Here is an 18364-nt window from a genome sequence, read left to right as displayed (position 1 = left end):
ATGCGTACCCTGCCTCTCCTTGCGCTAGCGCTGGTCATCGCGACCACCGCCGCCTGTCGTTCCGGCAACGTCAAACCCTCCATCCCTACCGCGGCGCCGGTGGACGTGGACCGCTTCATGGGCGACTGGTACGTCATCGCGCACATCCCGTCCTTCCCGGAGCGCGAGGCCTACAAGGCGGTGGAGTCCTACGCCAGGCTGCCGGATGGCCGCATCCAGACCACGTTCCGCTTCCGCAAGGGCGCGCTGGACGGGCCGGAGAAGACCATGCACCCGGTCGGTACGGTCAAGCCCGATGGCGGCGGCGCGGTGTGGGACATGCAGTTCGTCTGGCCGATCCAGGCCGAGTACGTGATCGCCTGGATCGATGCCGACTACCAGCAAACCATCGTCGGCCGCAGCAAGCGCGACTACGTGTGGCTGATGGCGCGCACGCCGCAGATCCCCGAAGCCGACTACCAGGCGCGCGTGCGCCAGATCCAGGCGCTGGGTTACGACGTGTCGAAGATCCGCCGCGTGCCGCACTGAGGGCGCGCGGGCGCGGTCAGGGTTTCGCGGGCGCCGCAGGTTTCGACGCGTCGCCCGCGACCACGGGATACCCCAGGCTGACCCAGCCCTGGATGCCTTCCCACAGCACGGCGGTGTTTTCGAAGCCTCCTTCCTCGCGCAGCCGCTTCACCACCGAATCGGCCGCCGCGCGCGGGCACTCGCAGTAGGCGACGATCCACGTGCCATCGCGCGGCAGCGCCGCGAAAGCCTCCTCCCGGCTGTAGTACGGCACCGGCACCGCGCCTTCGATGTGCGCCATCTGCCACATCGAGGCCACGCGTGTGTCCAGCAGCACCATGCGGCGCCCGGCCTTCAATTCGCGATCGAGCACCGCTGCGCTGACGTAGCGGTCATCCTTCAGCGCACCGAAGTCCGGTGCGCTGCCCTTCTTGTTGATGACGTAGTCACCGGCAGCGGGCGGTGTGCGCAGCGCCTGCTTGCCGGCCGTCCAGCCGGTGCTGCGGCTGCGCAGGAACGCGGTGACGTCATCGATCTGCGCCTCGCTGAGTACGTTGCCGAACGCCGGCATGGGCGTGCCCTGCCGCCCCTGCACGATGGCGTGCCGCAGGAAGCGGTCCGGCGTCAGCGCCAGCATGGTGGGGTTGGCCAGCGCCGTGCCGGTGCCGCCTTCGCCTTTCGCGCCGTGGCAGCTCGCGCAGTTCCGCTGGTAGACCACCGCACCGTTGGCGACGTCGCCGGCCACGCGATCGAAGGCCGCGCCGCGTTCACTGGCCAGTGGCTGCACACCCGCTTCCCGGCGCAGCCAGCGCACCATGTCGACGATCTGCGCACGCGTCATCGGCCCGCCGACTTCATCGACATAGCCGCCCATCGGCGTGCCGGGCCGGCCGTAGGCGATGGCTTCACCGATGATCACCGGCATGCCGGACTCCAGCAGCGAACGCGAACGCAGCGACGGCGCATGGTCGTTGGCGTGGCCCTCGCGATCGCGGCCATGGCACAGCGCGCAATAGCGCTGGTAGTGATCGCCGGCCTGTTTCGCCGCCTGCTCGCTGAGGGCCTGCGCCGGTCGTGGCGTCGCCGGTGCGGGCGCCTGCGCGGCGCTCGCACCGGCAAATCCGCCCAGCAGCAAGAGGGTCATCCAGGCGAAGCGGCGTGGCGTCATGGCGATTCCTCGGCGGAGCGGGCGGGCGGGCTGGATCAACGATACCCGCGCGAGAGCCTGCCCGCACGGGACCGTCATCGATGGAAGGCATCGCGCAGGACGAGGCGCTGCTGCGCGAAGCAGGCTTCGTCGACATCGAGATGTTCTATGCCGCCTTCACGTTCCGCGGCGGGGTGATGCGCAACCCGCGCTGATCCTGCGGCCCGGCGGGCGAGGACGCTTACGGCGCCGAAAGCATCCCGGGTTCGCTCGGCTCACCCGGGATTTGCCGGCACTACAATCCCGCCTGCTCAGGTCGGCGCGAAACCGCGCGTCGCCTTCTTCTCGCTCTTCTCCGCCCGCTTTTCCTTCATGGTCTTCGCGGGTTTCTTCTTCGTCTCTTTCTTCTTGTCCAGGCCCTTGGCCATCACATGCACTCCCATGGTCGTTGCGACCGCGGGCAGCATGACACATCCCGGGCCGCCGCTCCGCCACAAGCTCCCCCAGCCCGTGGGCCGGCGCGTCTCAGGTGCCGGGCTCTACAATGCGCGGCACGTGTTCGAAACACTCGATCAGCAGTTCGGTCAGCACGCGCACCTTCCCGAACGGGTGCTGGCCGGGTGGACGGACCACGTAGATGCCGGCCGGCGCAGGCGGATGACGCAGCAAGACCGGCACGAGCGCGCCCGACGCAACGTGCTCGTGGATCAGGCCATCCGGCAGCATCGCGATGCCAAGACCCGCCAGCGCGGCCGCCACCAGTGCGGTGCCGTTGTCGGCCTTGAAGCGGCCACGCGGGTGCACGCTGACGACCTGCTCGCCGTCCATCAACCGCCAGGATTCCGTGCCCTGCATGACGGCCTCGTGCGCCAGCAGTTGCTGCAGCGTTTCCGGAGCGCCGTGCGCCTCGATGTAGTCGGGGCTGGCGACGAGGGCGCCATGGATCGGTCCCACCCGCCGCGCCAGCAGGCTGGAGTCCTGCAGATAGCCAAGCCGGATTGCGCAGTCGAAGCCTTCCGCGATCAGGTCGACGAAGCGGTCGCTGTAGACGGTGTGGATATGCAGTCGCGGGTGACGCTTGGCCATCTTCGCGAGTACCGGTGCGAAATGCGTCGGACCGAAGGACAGCGGCACCGAGACCCGCAGCCGGCCACGCAGGTCGTCGGCCGGCAGGATCGCCTCCTTGGCCAGATCGATTTCGGCACAGGCGCGGGCGGCATGGTCGCGCAACGTGGCGCCGGCTTCGGTCAGCATCGCGCCCCGGGTGTTGCGCGCGAGCAACTGGACGCCGAGTTCCGCCTCCAGCCGGGCCAGGCGTCGGCTGACGATCGACTTGGAGACGCCCAGCCTGCGGGCGGCGGGCGACACCCCGCCGGCAACGGCGACCTCGACGAATGTCCGCAGCTCTTCGATATCCACGATGGCGTTCCCGGTTGCGCGACATAGCGTGCCACAGGGCGGTTCAAGCACGCGTTCCCCGTTCGGCGACACAGCGTGGCACGTCCGGCCGCTACCGCGGCCCGCGGACGGATGACAAGGTGGCCTTTCCCGCGAGGCACCGCCCGGTGCCGCTGCGCCCGAACCCTTCTCCACCGCAAAGGAAACACCGATGACCTTCCGTAACGGCCTCGCGTCCCTGCTTCGTCCCGAAGACTCCGTGCTCGTCCTGATCGACCACCAGCCGTACCAGCTGACCAACCTCAACAGCCACGACCCGCAAGCGGTGGTCAACAATGCGACGGCGCTGGCGAAGCTGGGCAAGGCCTTCGAGGTACCGACCATCCTGACCAGCGTGATCGCCGAGCGCGGCGGGCTGATCTTCCCTCAGATCACCGATGTGTTCCCGGACCAGGAGGTGATCGACCGCACCCTCATCAACACCTGGGAAGACCCGAAGGTGGTGGACGTGGTGAAGGCGACCGGGCGCAAGCAGCTGATCATCGCCGGCCTGTGGACGGAGGTGTGCGTGGCGATGCCGACGATCCAGGCGCTGGGCGAAGGCTGGGACGCCACCGTGATCACCGACGCCTGCGGCGCAGTCTCGGTCGAAGCGCATCAGGTCGCGATCCAGCGCATGATCGCGGCAGGCGCCAACATGATGACGTGGATGGCGCTGGGCGCCGAGTGGCAGCGCGACTGGGCGCGCACTGCGCATGCGGGTCAGCTGACGGAGATCCTGAAGCAGCACGCCGCCGGCAGCGGCATCGCCTATCTGTGGGAGCAGCAACTGCTCAACACGCCGGTGCCCGCCAGCGCAGGCTGACCGACGCGGCGCATCATGGTGTCGCGGTGCATGGCAACGCGCCGCGATGCGGCTTCCCCTTCCTCGCAAGAACGCTTTCCGCACCGGCGGTAACGCTGGCGCGGGCAGCGCCACACCTTCAAGACAGGATCCGATCGATGACGCTGGATGAGTTTCCCGTGGGCCTGGCGATGGACGTTTCCTATCCGGAGTTCCGCGTCAGCCTGACGCTGCTGTCCACCACGCGCCTGAGGTTCGAGATCGGGGAAGGACCGTTCGCCCGGACCGAGGAGGTCGACACGCACGTGGTTCCACTGGGCAACGGCCTGTTCGCGGTCAGCTGGCAGGAGCAGAGCGGTGCCACGGTCACCAACGTGCAGGACTACGATCGCGGCCTGGTCCATTCCAGCGCCACATTGCCCGATGGCCGCTTCCTGCGGATGACCGGCACCTGCGTGGTCACCCGGCCGGCGGACCGTACGTCCGACGAGCGTCCGCATCGCAACAAGGCGCTGGTGACGGATGCGATGACCTCGCTGTTCCAGCGGCACGATGCGTCTTCGGTGGATCGCCTGTACGCGGAGAACTACATCCAGCACAACCCCGGCATCCCGCAGGGACGCGACGCATTGCGCGTGCTCGTCGAAGGGCTGTCACCGGACGTCCGTTACGAGCCCGGCCTGGTCATCGCCGAGGGCGCCTTCGTCGCCATCCACGGACGCATCCATGGCTGGGCGGAAAAACCGCAGGTGGTGGTCGACCTCTTCCGCATCGAGCACGGCAGGCTCGCCGAGCATTGGGACGTGCTGCAGGATGAAGCGCTTCCAGACAGCGTCATGGGCGGCGTCTCGATGTTCGATCCGGAGGAACGCGCGCGGAAGGTCTGAGGCCGAGACGGACGCCGCGCGGCGGTGCGAAACGCGGATGCCGGCGTTTCTTGGTTCGAGTGGCACGCACGATGCAGCATGGCTGATAGGGCACCCCGCGCGAGGTCTTCCCGCGGGGATGCGCCAGCGCCTGACGTATCGCCGCCGGGGGCCGCGCGGGCCACATCCTCAACGCACGCAGTAGCGCTCGTGCCGGGAAAGCGAACGCTGGTTCCCCATGGAACCACCCGCATGGCCCCACTCCACAGGATCGATCAGCACGTCGGCGGCTGCGCGAGCACTGGCAACGCCGCGCGCGGGCTGGTCGTCCGGGGCGGCACGCCAGGCGCGACGCACCGCTTGGAACAGCCACTGAGCGCGCACGAGAGCATTGAGGTTCACAGCCCAGCTACGCAGGCGGTTCAGCGTGCGCGTGACACCTGCCGTTACATTAGGCGTCGGTACGGAAACCGGGCTGCCTGTTGCCTGCGCAATGGCCGGGATAGCGGCGGGTCCTACCACGGTGGGCACGCGTGGCTGGCTTCCGTTCACCCTGACGCGGCAGTTCTTGCCCTTGTAGATCACCAGCCCGACCTTCCAGATGGGCGTCACAACATCGAAGCAGCCATCGCCATTGATGTCGGCGACGGCCAAGGGCCCCGGGCGACCAAGATTGGTCGCCGGAAGAGGAAACTTCACTTCAGGCTCCAATCCGGAACCCGAGCCTACCGACAAGCCCACCGCCTTGCCGTAACTAGTCACGACATCGTTGCGACCATCATTGTTCATGTCGATGATCAGCGAATCGAAGCCGTTCGAGTAGGCGAGATGATTCTTCGACGGTAGCGCCAACGTCGAGGAACGTTGCAGCAGCAGCTTCATGCCGACCGTATAAAGCACGCTGACAACCGCGTCAGCACGCCCATCCTGATCTAGATCGCCCGTCGCCACGCCTGCCAAGCGGTCATCCAGTAAAAGGCTTGGTGGGAGCACTCCACCCTGCCCATCGTTGACCAGCATGTACAGTGAGAAGCCTGCATCCAGGATGTCGGGCCAACCATCTCCGGTGACATCGGCGACCGCAAGCGTCCGCCGTTCGCTGGTCCTGAGCGGTGCCAGATCGATCTCCTGGCGTCTCACGCTTCCACCGATACCGTCGCCATAAGCGATCGTCAGCATCTCGCGTCCCCCGCCGGCATCATGTACGGCCAGGACATCGTGCTTACCATCGCGGTTGAGATCGGCCGTAACCATCGCCTGGTCGGCCTTCAGGGCGCCGCCGGATGCGAACGGCAACAGCGCGAAACTCGATGCGCGATTCCCGCGGATCCAGCTGGTGCCTTCGGCATGCCCCAACACCGCGTCATCAACGCCGTCGCTGTTGAGGTCCGCCAACGCCAACCAGCCGCCCTTGTCCGCAGGTCCACGTGGGTAATCGAACTCGATGGAAGCGGCGAACGAACGATCAGGGTTCTGCATCTGGATCCTGAGCTTGAACTCGTTTCCTGCATCCGGTTCGTACCATGGGCTGGCAGACGTCGTGGAAATGATGTCGCGTCGTCCATCGCCGTTGATGTCGGCCACGAGCACGCCCGCGGACGGTCCCGGCAGTGGGAGACTGTATGACTCCTCCAGCATCGAGACCGCGGTCGGCGCGATGATCGGCGGCTGCGGCGAGACCTTCCTAACACGATGGTTCAACTGGTCGCTGATGTACTGGTTCCCGTCGGCATCGATCGCTATGTCGACAGGTTGCTGCAGACCCGCCTCGTCGGCCGGTCCGCCATCGCCGGCGCTCCCCCAATCCCCGGAGGTGCTTCCGTAAAGTCCGGCCACTTTCCGCACGTATCCCTCCGGACTGTACATCCGAACCAGGTGTTCCAACTCGACGACGTAGAGGTTGCCCGCCTTGTCTAAGGCGAGGCCGGAGGCGCGAGTGAAACGGACGCGGGGTGCGACCGGATCATGGGAAAAATCTCCACCTCCAAGGTGCAACCTGATTCGACCGTCCGGATGGATCTTCATGACCTGCCCGAACGAGATGACGTAGACGTTGCCGTGATTATCCGCGACCGCCGCACCCGGGTTGCCCAACCCGGTACTGAGGGCGGCCGCACCATCCACGAAATCGAATGTGCCGTTGCCCGCAATGGTCGAGATGATCCCCTGCGGCGTGATCCTGCGCAGGCGCCTGTTTTGGTAGTCAGTGACCAGCAGGTTGCCGCCGTTATCCACCGCAAGCGCGGTGGGCGTGTAAAGTTGCGCAAGCTTGGCGTCACCGCCATCACCGCTGAAACCGGGATTGTAGGCGAGGCCTGCAATGACGCTGATGGTGCCATTGGGCACGACCTTGTAGATCCTGTGCGCTCCCGTATCCGAGATGTACAGATTGCCCGCCTTGTCCAGCGCGATGCCGCCGATGAGCATGCCGCTCTGGGATGCCTGCGAGCCGTCCCCGGTGTAGACCGAACCACCGGTGCCGGCGTAGGTCGAAATGATCCCGGCGGGCGTCACCCGGCGGACACTATTGGCTGCGACCACATAGAGATTGCCCTGCTCGTCCAGGGCGACATCGCCCGGGCGACTCAGTCTCGCCAACGTGGCGGGACCGCCATTGCCATAGGGGTCGGACGGCCTGTCATAACCTGTGCCGGCGTAGGTTGTGATGATGGGGATGGCCGGTACCGTCGCGCTGGCAATGCTGGCACCCACCAGAAGCAGCGTTGACTGAAGCAGGCGCTTCACCCACCGCCGTCCATGCCGGCGCATGCCGGCCCCCTTCCCTGCTGTCATGTCGCCCCCTGGGTGGATCGGCCCCATGACGTTGCATCATGGCCGTTAGGCCGAGCTTAGACCAGAAGGTCACAGGGGAACAATCGACTGGAATCCCTCACACCATCGGCAGCTTCAACCCCTGCTCCTTGGCGCACTGCACGGCGATGTCGTAGCCGGCGTCGGCATGGCGCATGACGCCGGTGCCGGGGTCGTTCCACAGCACACGGGCGATGCGCTGGTCGGCTTGCTCGGTGCCGTCGCAGACGATGACCACGCCGGAGTGCTGCGAATAGCCCATGCCCACGCCGCCACCGTGGTGCAACGACACCCAGGTGGCGCCGCCGGCGACGTTCAACATCGCGTTGAGCAGCGGCCAGTCGCTGACCGCGTCGCTGCCGTCCTTCATCGCTTCGGTCTCGCGGTTCGGCGAAGCCACGCTGCCGGAATCGAGGTGATCGCGACCGATCACCACCGGTGCCTTCAGTTCGCCGTTGCGGACCATCTCGTTGAATGCCAGGCCGAGTTTGTGGCGCAGGCCCAGGCCGACCCAGCAGATGCGTGCCGGCAGGCCCTGGAAGCTGATGCGCTCGCGCGCCATGTCCAACCAGCGGTGCAGGTGCGCGTCGTCGGGAATCAGTTCCTTGACCTTGGCATCGGTCTTGTAGATGTCCTCGGGATCGCCGCTCAGCGCGACCCAGCGGAACGGGCCCACGCCGCGGCAGAACAGCGGACGCACGTAGGCGGGCACGAAGCCGGGGAAGTCGAACGCGTTCTTCAACCCCTGGTCGAACGCCATCTGGCGGATGTTGTTACCGTAGTCGAACGTCGGCACGCCGCTCTGCTGGAACGCGAGCATCGCCTCCACGTGCACGCGCATGGACTGCTTGGCGGCGTCGCGCACGCGCTCGGGTTCGACTTTCTGTTCGGCCAGCCACTGTTCCACCGTCCAGCCGATCGGCAGGTAGCCGTGCACCGGGTCGTGCGCGCTGGTCTGGTCGGTGACGGCATCGGGACGCACGCCGCGCTTCACCAGTTCCGGCAGGATCTCGGCCGCGTTGCCGAGCAGCGCGATGGATTTGGCTTCACCCGCCGCGGTGTACTTCGCGATGCGCGCGAGCGCGTCGTCGAGGTCGGTGGCCTGTTCGTCCACGTAGCGCGTGCGCAGGCGCATGTCGATGCTGGACTGGCGGCATTCGATGTTGAGCGAACTGGCACCGGCCAGCGCAGCCGCCAGGGGCTGCGCGCCACCCATGCCGCCGAGGCCGGCGGTGAGGATCCACTTGCCAGTCAGGTTGCCGCCGTAGTGCTGGCGGCCCATCTCGACGAAGGTTTCGTACGTACCCTGCACGATGCCCTGGCTGCCGATGTAGATCCACGAGCCGGCGGTCATCTGGCCGTACATCGCCAGGCCTTTCTTGTCGAGCTCGTTGAAGTGTTCCCATGTGGCCCAGTGCGGCACCAGGTTGGAGTTGGCGATCAGCACGCGTGGCGCATCGGGATGCGTGGGGAACACGCCGACCGGCTTGCCGGACTGCACCAGCAGCGTCTCGTTGTCGTCGAGCTCGCGCAGCGATTCGAGGATGGCGTCGTAGCAGGCCCAATCGCGCGCGGCGCGGCCAATGCCGCCGTAGACCACCAGCGAGGTGGGATCTTCCGCCACTTCCGCGTCCAGGTTGTTCTGCAGCATCCGGTACGGCGCCTCGCTGAGCCAGGACTTGCAGGAGAGCGTGGCACCGCGCGGGGCGCGGATGACGCGGGACGGGTCGTGGCGGGGATCGGACATGGCGGATTCCAGATGCAGATGTGCCGCCATTATCGACGGCGGCGGCAGTCCGGTGCGAGCCGGGGCGATGCTGCAGTGCGCGATGGCGTGCGTGGCAGAATCCGGGCATGAATGCCTTCCGCACTGCCGTTGTCGCCCTGGTCCTGGCCAGCTTGCCGCTCGCGTCGCCGGCGCGTGCCGAATCGCCCGACCGCGTACTGATCTTCACCAAGACCGCCGGCTTCCGGCACGACGCCATTCCCACCGCCGTGGCGACGCTAAAGACGCTGGCGGCCGACGCCGGCATGGTCGCCGACCACACCGAGGACGCGCAGGCGTTCACCGCCGACAATCTGGCGCGCTACCGCGTGGTGATATTCGCCAGCACCACCGGCGACGTGCTGGACGCAACCCAGCAGGCGGCCATGGAAACGTTCGTGCGCGAGGGCGGCGGCTTCGTCGGCGTGCATGCCGCGGCCGACACCGAATACGACTGGCCGTGGTACGGGCGCCTGGTGGGCGCCTACTTCAGGAATCATCCGCCGGGCCTGCAGTCCACGCACGTCCAGCCCGAACGCGATGGCAAACCGGCGGGCGAACGCTGGCCGGTCACCGACGAACTGTACAACTACCGCGCCAACCCGCGCCCGTGGGTGCGCGTCGTTGCGACGGTGGACGAGCGGGAATACGAGGGCGGACAGATGGGCGACGACCACCCGATCGCGTGGTGCCATGCCTTCGATGGTGGCCGCAGCTGGTACACCGGGCTGGGTCACGACGCGACGGTTTACGACGACGCGAACGTCATCGCGCATCTCCGCCGCGGCCTGGCGTATGCGGCAGGCCGCGCCGATGGGTGCTGAAGGCCCGGCGCCGCTGCGTGCGGCGACCGGGCATGGTTCAGCGGATCAGTAGACCGCCGGATCCAGGGCGCGCAGGGCGTCGCCGATATTGGTGTGGCCGGTGCGGTCGAGATCTTCCTTGCTGTACGAACGGCCGGGCTGACCGGTGCAACGCGACTTGCCGTCGCGCTTGGCGATGCGGCTGCCGGTCTCGCGCACGCAGTTGGCGTCCGACAGGCGCTTTTTCTTGCCTTCCGCGGTGGGCATCTGCGCTTCATCGGCGGGGGTCGCCTGCGGCTCGGCAGCGGGCGGCGTGGCCGGTGCCTGTTCCACGGGGCTTTGGGCCTGCGCGGTAGCCGCGGCCAAGCTGACGGCCAGCGCCAGCATCAGGGAAAGACGTTTCATGGGCGGGCTCCCGGCGGCGAATGTGACCTCACAATACGCCTCCGCCACGCGAGGCGGCACCCCGGGCAAGCCCCGCATTTAGTCCGAACTCAGGCGGCGGGACAGCTGGCGCGATGCCCGTCGTGGAAGCGCTGCACCGCGGCGGCGTCGGCCGGCTGCGGCGTGATGCCGTCGTCGAACAGCACGCGCCAGACGCCGTCGTCACCGCGCTGCCAGACCGAGCCGAAGCGGCCGAGCCGCGCCGCCCCTGTCTTGGGATCCTCGTACAGCGCGGGACCGCTGGAATACGCCGTGCGGCCGTCACCCCCGAGCGTCACGACGGTCGGGTACCAGCGCAGCACCAGGGCGGAGCCGTCGATCAGGCCGGCCCATTCGCGGGTGATCGCCTCGCGGCCCCGGGTGGGCTTGCCGCTGACGCCGAAGACCGCCTGCGGATGCAGGTGCTCGGCGAAGGCCGCCGCGTCATGGTCGGCGACCGAGCGGGCGAAGCTCAGTTCGCGCTGCCAGACCGCGCATTCGGCCTGATGCGGTGTCTGCGCAGGTGCGGCCTGCAGGCTTCCGGCGAACAGCGCCAGGAGCAGTAGAGACGAACGTCGGAAGGAGGCTGTCATGCGGATTGTCCCGGAGTCTGCCAAGCTGTCGCCGTTCTAGAGCGATTCCGTACCCCATGCACCTGCCACTCGTCAGGGGGGCCTGGCTGGCGATGCTGCTGTGCCTGGCCGCCTGCAGTTCCCCCGCGCGGCGCCCCGATGCGGCCACCGCCCCCACCGCCGCACCCACCCTGCTGCTGGTCTCGATCGACGGCCTGCGTGCCGACATTCCGGGCAGCGGCCGCATGCCCACGCTCGATGCGCTGTTCGCGCAGGGCACGCGCGCGGCCTGGGTCAACCCGTCATACCCCACGCTCACCTTCCCCAACCACTACACGCTGGTGACCGGGCTGCGCCCGGACCGGCACGGGATCGTCCACAACGACCTGCACGATCCGCTGCTCGGCCGGTTCGAGTCGAAGAAGGCGTCCGGCCGCGACGGCCGCTTCTGGGGCGGCGAGCCGATCTGGGTGGGCGCGCAGCGCGCGGGCCTGAAGACGGCCACCATGTTCTGGCCGGGCTCCGAGGCGGAAATCGCCGGCCGGCGTCCCGACCACTGGCGCCCGTTCGATGGCGCCATGACGCCTGCGCAACGCGTGGCCGACGTGCTGGCCTGGCTGGACCTGCCGCCGGCGGAACGGCCCCGCTTCATCACCCTGTACCTGGAGCAGTACGACGTGGCCGCGCATGCCGCAGGTACCTTCTCGCCGCAGGCCGAGGAGGCCATGCGGGGGATCGATGCCGCCCTGGCGACCTTGCTGCGAGGCCTGGACGCGCGCGGTATGCGGGCGACGACCAACCTGGTGGTGCTGTCCGACCACGGCATGGCCGATGTGCGCACGTCCGACACCGTCTATCTGGACGACGTGCTGCCCGAAGCGATGTTCTCGTGGTCGTCGCTCGGCCCCGTGGCCCACATCACGCCACGCAGCGGGCACGAAGCTGAGGTTGCGCGGCGCCTGATCGGCCGCCATGACCATTACGCCTGCTGGAACCGTGATGCCCTGCCTGCCGCCTGGCACTACGGCCGCAGCCCGCGCGTGGCGCCCATCGTCTGCCAGTCCGACACCGGCTGGCGCCTGCAGCTGCGTCGCCATCCGTTGCCGAAGCAGGCCCTGAAGGGCGAACACGGCTTCGCGCCGGAGGATCCGCAGATGCGCGCGTTCTTCGTGGCCTCGGGACCGGATTTCGTGGCGGGCGCGCGACTGCCCGCCTTCGACAACGTCGATGTCTACCCGCTGCTGGCCCACCTGCTGCGCATCCCAGCCGCGCCGAACGACGGCACGCTGGACACGTTCAGGCCCGCGCTGACGCCACGGACAGACACCGCGCATTGATGTCCGGAAACGGCGAGTCGGCATGCGGGCCCGGTGCTAGCCTGCGCGCATGTCCCTCGCCGATGCCACCGCCCTGCCCGATCCGCGCATCTGCGAACAGGCGCGGCTGAGTCGCGACGCGCGCTTCGACGGCCTGTTCTTCACCGCCGTCACCAGCACACGTATCTATTGCCGGCCGGTCTGCCCGGCCCCTGCGCCGAAACCGGCCAACATCGTCTATTACCGCCATGCCGCGGCGGCCGAAGCGGCGGGCTTCCGTCCCTGCCTGCGCTGCCGGCCGGAACTGGCGCCCGGCGACGGCGCGTGGCGGCGCGGCGACGACACGGTGGCCCGCGCCTTGAAGCTGATCGAACAGGGCGCGCTGGTCGATGCGCCACTCGCGGCGCTGGCCGACAAGGTGGGCCTGGGCGAACGGCAGCTGCGCCGGCTCTTCAGCGAACGCCTGGGCGCCACGCCGAACGACGTGCACGGTACGCGCCGGTTGCTGTTCGCCAAGCAGTTGCTGACCGAAACCACGCTGCCGATCACGCAGGTGGCGCTGGCCGCCGGCTTCGGCAGCCTGACCCGCTTCAACACCGCCTTCCGCGACGAGTACCGCATGGCGCCGCGCGAACTGCGCAAGCGCGACGTGCCGCCCGCGCACGACGGCGTGACGCTGCGGCTGGGTTACCGGCCGCCGTACGACCTTGCCGCGATGCTGGATTTCCTGCGCGGGCGAGCGCTGCCCGGCGTGGAAGTGGTGGACGAGCGCAGCTACCGGCGCGTGATCGGCACTGCCGAGGCGCCGGGCTGGCTGCGCGTCAGCGCGTGGGGCGACGGCACGCATGCGTTGCGGCTGGAGCTGCAGGGCGCGGCGCCCGTGCAGTTGCTGGGCATCGTGCAACGGCTGCGGCGCATGTTCGACCTGGATGCGGATCCGCATGTCATCGCGCAGGCACTGGGCCACGACGCACGCCTGCGTCCCTTGCTGGACGCGCGCCCTGGGCTGCGGCTGCCGAGCGGCTGGGATGGTTTCGAGATCGCGGTGCGCGCGGTGATCGGCCAGCAGGTGAGCGTGGCCGCCGCGCGCACGCTGACCGCGCGGCTGGCGCAGCGGTACGGAACGCCGCTGGCGATTCCGTTCGATGGACTGACCCATCTGTTCCCGACACCGGACCGGCTGATCGATGTCGACCTCACCACGATCGGCCTGACCCGCGCGCGCGCCGACACGATCCGCGGCCTGTCGCGTGCGCTGCTCGAAGGTCGCGTCGACTTCAACCCCGAACGCACGCTGGAGGATTTCACCGCACGCTGGGTCGCGTTGCCCGGCATAGGCCCATGGACCGCGCACTACATGGCCCTGCGTGCGCTCGGGCATCCGGATGCCTTCCCCGCCGACGACCTGGTGCTGCAGAAAGCCGTGCCGACCGATGGCGTGCGCATGACCGCGAAGGCGCTGACCGCGCGCGCGCAAGCGTGGCGCCCGTGGCGCGCGTACGCCGTGATCCATGTGTGGAAGGGCAGCATGGCGGCAGCCAAACCGCCTGCGGCTGTTGTGGGAGCGACGTAAGTCGCGATGGGCGACCGGTAAGGCTTCATCGCGACTCACGTCGCTGCCACAAGACACATCGCGCACGAATCACCGGTCACCTTCTCCTATCCTTACCCCATGATCCTCTACCGCCACCTCGACAGCCCGGTCGGCACGCTCACGATCGCCGCGACCGACGCCGGCCTGCATGCGATCGAATTCCCGCGCAACCGCCATCCCGCCAAGCGCGATGCGTGGCGGGAGGGCGACCACGCGCTGATCGATCTCGCCGCGCACCAGTTGCGCGAATACTTCGCGGCGCAGCGCCGCACGTTCGACCTGCCACTGGCACCGCGCGGCACCGATTTCCAGCGTTCCGTGTGGATGACGCTGGCCGATATCGGCTACGGCGACACGATCAGCTACGCACAACTGGCGCAACGCGTCGGCAAGCCCACCGCGATGCGCGCGGTCGGCGCGGCGAACGGGCGCAATCCGCTGCCGATCGTGCTGCCCTGCCACCGGGTGATCGGCGCGGATGGCTCGCTGACCGGCTTCGGCGGCGGATTGCCGACCAAGCAGTTCCTGCTTCAGCTGGAAGGCGCGCTGCCGCCATCCCGCGACCTGTTCGGTTGACGCGGCTACATGCCGCGGAAGCGCTGCTGGAACGCAGCGCTGACCGGCAGCACGTCGCTGCGGCCCTTGACGCTGAGCTGGTGGCGGCCGAGCTCGTCCTTGCGCACGCGGTCGATCGCCCGCACCCGTACCAGCACGCCGCGGTGCACCTGCCAGAACACGTCCGGATCCAGCCCGGCCAGCAATTCCTTCAACGGCATGCGGATGATCGCTTCGTCATCGGCGGTCACCACGCGCACGTACTTGTCCTGGGCCTGGAAGAACAGCACATCGTCGATGGAGAGCATGCGCACACTGTCGCCGACACTGGCGGTGATCCAGCGGATCAGGCGGTCGCCCTGCGGCCGAAGGCGCGCTTCCAGATCGTCGACCAGGGCACGCAGGTCCGGCGTGCGCGCATCGGCGAGCCGCGCCTGCACGCGCGCCACCGCCTGTTCCAGCCGCGCATCCTGCACCGGCTTGAGCAGGTAGTCGGCCGCACCTTCCTCGAAGGCGCGGATCGCGTAGTCCTCGTAGGCGGTGGTGAACACGACCAGGCCGCCATGCGCGACCACCTGGCGTGCCACGTCCAGCCCGCTGACGCCGGGCATGCGGATGTCGAGGAAGGCCACCCGCGGCCGATGCCGGGCGACGGCCTCCAGCGCGGACACGCCGTCCTCGCAGACCGCCACCACGTCCAGCGCCGGCCAGGCGGCGCGCAACTGCTGTTGCAGCGCGCGCCGCTGCGGGGCTTCGTCTTCGGCGATCAGCGCGGTGACCGGATTCATGCCGGCGACCCTAGCGGCACCTGGATCTCGGCGCAAACGCCACGACCCTCGGCGCGTGCCGACAGCGAGAACGTCGCCTGTGTTCCATAACGCGCCGCCAGCTGTTCGCGGACGTTCGCCAGGCCGACACCGGTACTCAGGCCCGGGTGCAGGCCGGCGCCGTCGTCGCTGACGCGCACACGCAAGCGCTCGTCGTCCTGCGTGGCCACCACGTCGATGCGCCCGGGGCCGGGCCGCGGCTCGATGCCGTGCTTGATGGCGTTCTCCACCAGCGTGATCAGCAGCGACGGCGGGAAGGACAATGCCCGCACTGCATCGTCGGCCTGCACCGTGTACGCCAGCCGTCCGCCCATCCGTACCTGCATCAACGCCAGGTAGCTCGCGCAGATGTCCATCTGCTGGCCCAGCGTGGCATGCAGACCGCGGTCATCGCGGAGTTTGGGAATGGTGGCGCGCAGGAAATCGACCAGCGCGTCCAGCGTGGCTTCCGCCTGCGCCGGGTCCTGCCGCACCAGCGCCCGCACCGATGCCAGCGTGTTGAACAGGAAGTGTGGCTCCACCTGCGCCTGCAGCACGCCCAGGCGGAGGTCGGCTTCGTGGACACGGCTTTCCAGTGCGCCGAGCGCCAGCACGTGCTGGTGATGGTCCCAGCGCTGGCGTTCGCTGAAATAGGCGCGCAGCGCCAGGCCGCCACCGAACAGGCCATAGACGACCACCAGCCCCGCGAGATTCAGCGCCAGGCCGATCGCCTGAATCAACGGAGCGGGCGTGGGCATCGTGGGCTTCAGCCCCATCGTGGCCAGGCCCGGCGCCACCAGTTGCTGGATGTAGGCCGATGCCATCCGGTCGATGAAGAAGCTCAGAATCATGCCCGCCAGCACGGCCACCACCACCGCCTTGCGTTCGCGCGACACGGGCCAGCCGCGATGGCGCACGGCCGTGGCCAGCGCCGGCCCCAGGGTGGCCATCAGGCTGAAGGCGACGAACTGCGTGGCCGCGACTTTCACTGCGACGCCGGCGTCGTGCACGGCGATGCCGGTGCCCGTACCGATGAAGCCGGCGACCACGGCGATGATGGTGCAGAACAATAGGCTGCGCCCCATCAACCAGCGCCGGCCGAACACCGGGTAGCGGCGATAGCGGCTCAGCACCGAGGTGCCGCCCACCAGCACGTCGGCGGGCAAGGGCTGCGTCAGCCGGTAGTCCGGGGGCATCGTCACTTGCGCTCGCCCCGCAACGTCTGTCCGCCCTGCACCAGCGTCAGCGCGGTCACCTTGCCGGCGGTGTCGCGCTCGAAACGGATCTCCGCGCCCACTGCGTCCATGACGAACACGTCAGGCGCCACCGCCTGCACCGGTAGCGCCGGCTGCCCCGTACCCTGCAGCGTGAGCGCATCGCCCTGCACCTTCACCGTCAGGCCGAAGCCCGGCAGCAACGGATATTCGCCCTCATAGTCGCGCAAGGTCGCGGCATCGACCTCCAGCACAGGCTTGCTGGCGGCGGCATCGATGCGGGTGGCCGGCAACGCCGCGCCCATCTGCATCCACACGAAGGATGTGCCGGCCGCATTGCGCTGCGGCCGCAGCACGGCATCGAAGTCGCGCGGATAGAAATCGCCGGCGCTGTCGTGGCCCATCGCATGCGCACCCTGCCCGGTCGCCTGGATCTCCAGCGCATCGCCGTGGCGGCGCAGCGTCATTTTCATTCCGCTGGCGAGCCGGTACTCGCCCACCAGGTCATCGAGCAATCCAGCCTGCGGCGTGGTCTCGCGGCGTGGCTGGCCAAGCGGAAAACTGGCATCGACCAGATGCAGGCCCAGCGAACCGAGACTGCCGATCGAATTCCACGTGGTATCGGACAGGATCACCACACCACGCCGCTTCTCCTTGTCGAACGACACGAACGACGAGAAGCCACCCGTGCCGCCTTCGTGGACGTGCACCGTGCGATCGCCCACCGGCATCAGCATCCAGTTCATCGCCATCGGCGGTGCGTCGGAGATCTTCTGCTGCGACGCCTGCAAGGCCGGTGAAATGGTGGTCTTCTCCGCGCCGAGCTGGCCCTGTACGTAGCGCACCATATCGTCGAGCGTAGCGCGCACGCCGCCCACGCCCGCAAGGTTGGCCTGGAAATGCCAGGCGGATGCCGGCTGCCTGTTCGGGGTGTGTCCCACCGCGGCGCGCACGCCTGCCGGTGCGTCATCGACATAGGCATGGCGCATGCCGAGCGGTGCGAACAGGCGCTGCTTCAGCAGCGTCTCCATGCCGGTGGCGGCGCGGCGCGCGACCGCATACGACAGAACCATCGAGGCGAAGTTGGAGTACTCGAACGTCGTGCCCGGTGCGGCGGTGAGCGTGACGTCCCCGAGTGAGGCGAGCAGTGCGGCCTCGTCGAGCTTCGCGTAGGGATCGGTCATGTCCGCCGCGCCCATGCGCGAGGGCAACGCAGGCAGGCCGGAGGTGTGCGTGACCACGTGGCGCAACAGGATCGGCTTGCCCTGGTAGTCCGGCAGCGTCGTGCCCGGCGGCAACCAGGCCGACAGGGGATCGTCGAGCGAGCCCTTGCCCTGCACGATCAGGTCTGCCAGCAACGCGGCGGTCATGGTCTTGCTGACCGAGCCGATCTCGAACGCACTGTCGGGGCCGATGCGTGCGGCGTCGCTCGCGTCCGCGCACTGGAAGGTGCGGGCGACCGCGCCGTTCTCGACCACGGCCACGGCCATGCAGGCGCCTGTGCGGTCGCCGTGCAGGCGCTGGCCGACGATGTCGGCGAGCGCGGCGTCGCTCATCGCATGGGCGGAACTGCTGGCGATCGCCAGCGCCAAGGCAAGCGTGTGTGCGTAGGGCATGAGGGTGCTCCGGGTGGGATGGCGAGCAGGCTGCCCCGCTTCGCCAGGCACCGGGCGGGCATCGGATGGAGCCCGCCCGGGCCGCGATGGAACCCCCGATCCGGCCGATGATCCGTCCTGCGGCGGC

At 68.5% G+C, this 18364-nt stretch carries 17 protein-coding genes; 7 read left to right on the top strand and 10 right to left on the bottom strand.

The genetic code is table 11. From position 1 onward, the window contains the following. The gene (locus ASD77_RS10920) at positions 1–528 is read left to right on the top strand and encodes a lipocalin family protein (protein ID WP_055941451.1); all 528 of its coding nucleotides are present in this window, start codon (positions 1–3) and stop codon (positions 526–528) included. Between the two features lie 16 nt (positions 529–544). Here ASD77_RS10920 and ASD77_RS10915 read toward each other — a convergent pair whose 3' ends face one another. From ASD77_RS10915 to ASD77_RS10910, 3 genes are all read right to left on the bottom strand, one after another. Then, positions 545–1675 carry a c-type cytochrome gene (locus tag ASD77_RS10915; RefSeq protein ID WP_055941449.1) on the bottom strand — a complete coding sequence of 377 codons (1131 nt, stop codon included), beginning with the start codon at positions 1673–1675 and terminating at the stop codon, positions 545–547. Between the two features lie 290 nt (positions 1676–1965). Further along, positions 1966–2121 carry a hypothetical protein gene (locus ASD77_RS18115; RefSeq protein ID WP_156383599.1) on the bottom strand — a complete coding sequence of 52 codons (156 nt, stop codon included), beginning with the start codon at positions 2119–2121 and terminating at the stop codon, positions 1966–1968. Between the two features lie 58 nt (positions 2122–2179). Beyond that, complete coding sequence (locus ASD77_RS10910) at positions 2180–3073, bottom strand: LysR family transcriptional regulator (RefSeq protein ID WP_055941448.1); 894 nt, start codon at positions 3071–3073, stop codon at positions 2180–2182. Positions 3074–3263: 190 nt separating this feature from the next. Between ASD77_RS10910 and ASD77_RS10905 the strand changes: the two genes are divergently transcribed. Both ASD77_RS10905 and ASD77_RS10900 read left to right on the top strand, forming a co-directional pair. After that, the gene (locus ASD77_RS10905; RefSeq protein ID WP_055941446.1) at positions 3264–3917 is read left to right on the top strand and encodes a hydrolase; all 654 of its coding nucleotides are present in this window, start codon (positions 3264–3266) and stop codon (positions 3915–3917) included. Between the two features lie 137 nt (positions 3918–4054). Continuing rightward, positions 4055–4783: a nuclear transport factor 2 family protein gene (locus ASD77_RS10900; protein ID WP_055941444.1), complete on the top strand. Its 729-nt coding sequence runs from the start codon at positions 4055–4057 to the stop codon at positions 4781–4783. Between the two features lie 168 nt (positions 4784–4951). Here the strand turns inward: ASD77_RS10900 and ASD77_RS10895 are convergent, their stop codons facing one another. After that, positions 4952–7507, bottom strand: coding sequence for an FG-GAP-like repeat-containing protein (locus ASD77_RS10895; protein WP_162247629.1), 2556 nt, complete (start codon positions 7505–7507; stop codon positions 4952–4954). A 145-nt stretch (positions 7508–7652) separates the two neighbouring features. Continuing rightward, entirely contained in the window at positions 7653–9320 is a 1668-nt protein-coding gene (gene hutU / locus ASD77_RS10890; RefSeq protein ID WP_055943308.1) for a urocanate hydratase, read from the bottom strand. Between the two features lie 107 nt (positions 9321–9427). On the opposite strand from hutU, the gene ASD77_RS10885 reads away from it, so the two are divergent. After that, on the top strand, positions 9428–10162 hold the full coding sequence (locus tag ASD77_RS10885) for a ThuA domain-containing protein (protein ID WP_055941440.1): 735 nt from the start codon (positions 9428–9430) through the stop codon (positions 10160–10162). A 45-nt stretch (positions 10163–10207) separates the two neighbouring features. On the opposite strand, the gene ASD77_RS10880 is transcribed toward ASD77_RS10885, so the two are convergent. Further along, on the bottom strand, positions 10208–10546 hold the full coding sequence (locus ASD77_RS10880) for a hypothetical protein (protein ID WP_156383598.1): 339 nt from the start codon (positions 10544–10546) through the stop codon (positions 10208–10210). A gap of 89 nt (positions 10547–10635) precedes the next feature. Beyond that, a complete protein-coding gene (locus ASD77_RS10875; RefSeq protein ID WP_055941436.1) occupies positions 10636–11157 on the bottom strand; it encodes a nuclear transport factor 2 family protein in 522 nt (173 codons plus the stop codon). 56 nt (positions 11158–11213) lie between these two features. Here ASD77_RS10875 and ASD77_RS10870 point away from each other — a divergent pair, with 56 nt between their 5' ends. The 3 genes from ASD77_RS10870 to ASD77_RS10860 all read left to right on the top strand — a co-directional run bounded on the left by ASD77_RS10870 (position 11214) and on the right by ASD77_RS10860 (position 14622). Then, positions 11214–12473 carry an ectonucleotide pyrophosphatase/phosphodiesterase gene (locus ASD77_RS10870; RefSeq protein ID WP_055941434.1) on the top strand — a complete coding sequence of 420 codons (1260 nt, stop codon included), beginning with the start codon at positions 11214–11216 and terminating at the stop codon, positions 12471–12473. A gap of 49 nt (positions 12474–12522) precedes the next feature. After that, the gene (locus tag ASD77_RS10865) at positions 12523–14025 is read left to right on the top strand and encodes a DNA-3-methyladenine glycosylase 2 (RefSeq protein ID WP_055941432.1); all 1503 of its coding nucleotides are present in this window, start codon (positions 12523–12525) and stop codon (positions 14023–14025) included. A 99-nt stretch (positions 14026–14124) separates the two neighbouring features. Further along, positions 14125–14622 carry a methylated-DNA--[protein]-cysteine S-methyltransferase gene (locus ASD77_RS10860; protein ID WP_055941430.1) on the top strand — a complete coding sequence of 166 codons (498 nt, stop codon included), beginning with the start codon at positions 14125–14127 and terminating at the stop codon, positions 14620–14622. Between the two features lie 5 nt (positions 14623–14627). Here ASD77_RS10860 and ASD77_RS10855 read toward each other — a convergent pair whose 3' ends face one another. From ASD77_RS10855 to ASD77_RS10845, 3 genes are read right to left on the bottom strand one after another with little or no spacing between them, the layout of a single operon-like run. Beyond that, the gene (locus ASD77_RS10855; protein WP_055941428.1) at positions 14628–15389 is read right to left on the bottom strand and encodes a LytTR family DNA-binding domain-containing protein; all 762 of its coding nucleotides are present in this window, start codon (positions 15387–15389) and stop codon (positions 14628–14630) included. Continuing rightward, positions 15386–16603 carry a histidine kinase gene (locus ASD77_RS10850; protein ID WP_055941426.1) on the bottom strand — a complete coding sequence of 406 codons (1218 nt, stop codon included), beginning with the start codon at positions 16601–16603 and terminating at the stop codon, positions 15386–15388. Before ASD77_RS10850 ends, ASD77_RS10855 begins: the two co-directional genes overlap by 4 nt. Before the next feature lie 2 nt (positions 16604–16605). Then, positions 16606–18237, bottom strand: coding sequence for a serine hydrolase (locus ASD77_RS10845; protein WP_055941424.1), 1632 nt, complete (start codon positions 18235–18237; stop codon positions 16606–16608). Positions 18238–18364 lie beyond the last annotated feature (127 nt).

It is taken from the genome of Pseudoxanthomonas sp. Root65 (genome assembly GCF_001427635.1).
GTDB lineage: Bacteria > Pseudomonadota > Gammaproteobacteria > Xanthomonadales > Xanthomonadaceae > Pseudoxanthomonas_A.
The sequence above is the reverse complement of the archived record's forward strand: the minus strand, read 5'-3'. Positions and strand labels throughout refer to the sequence as shown.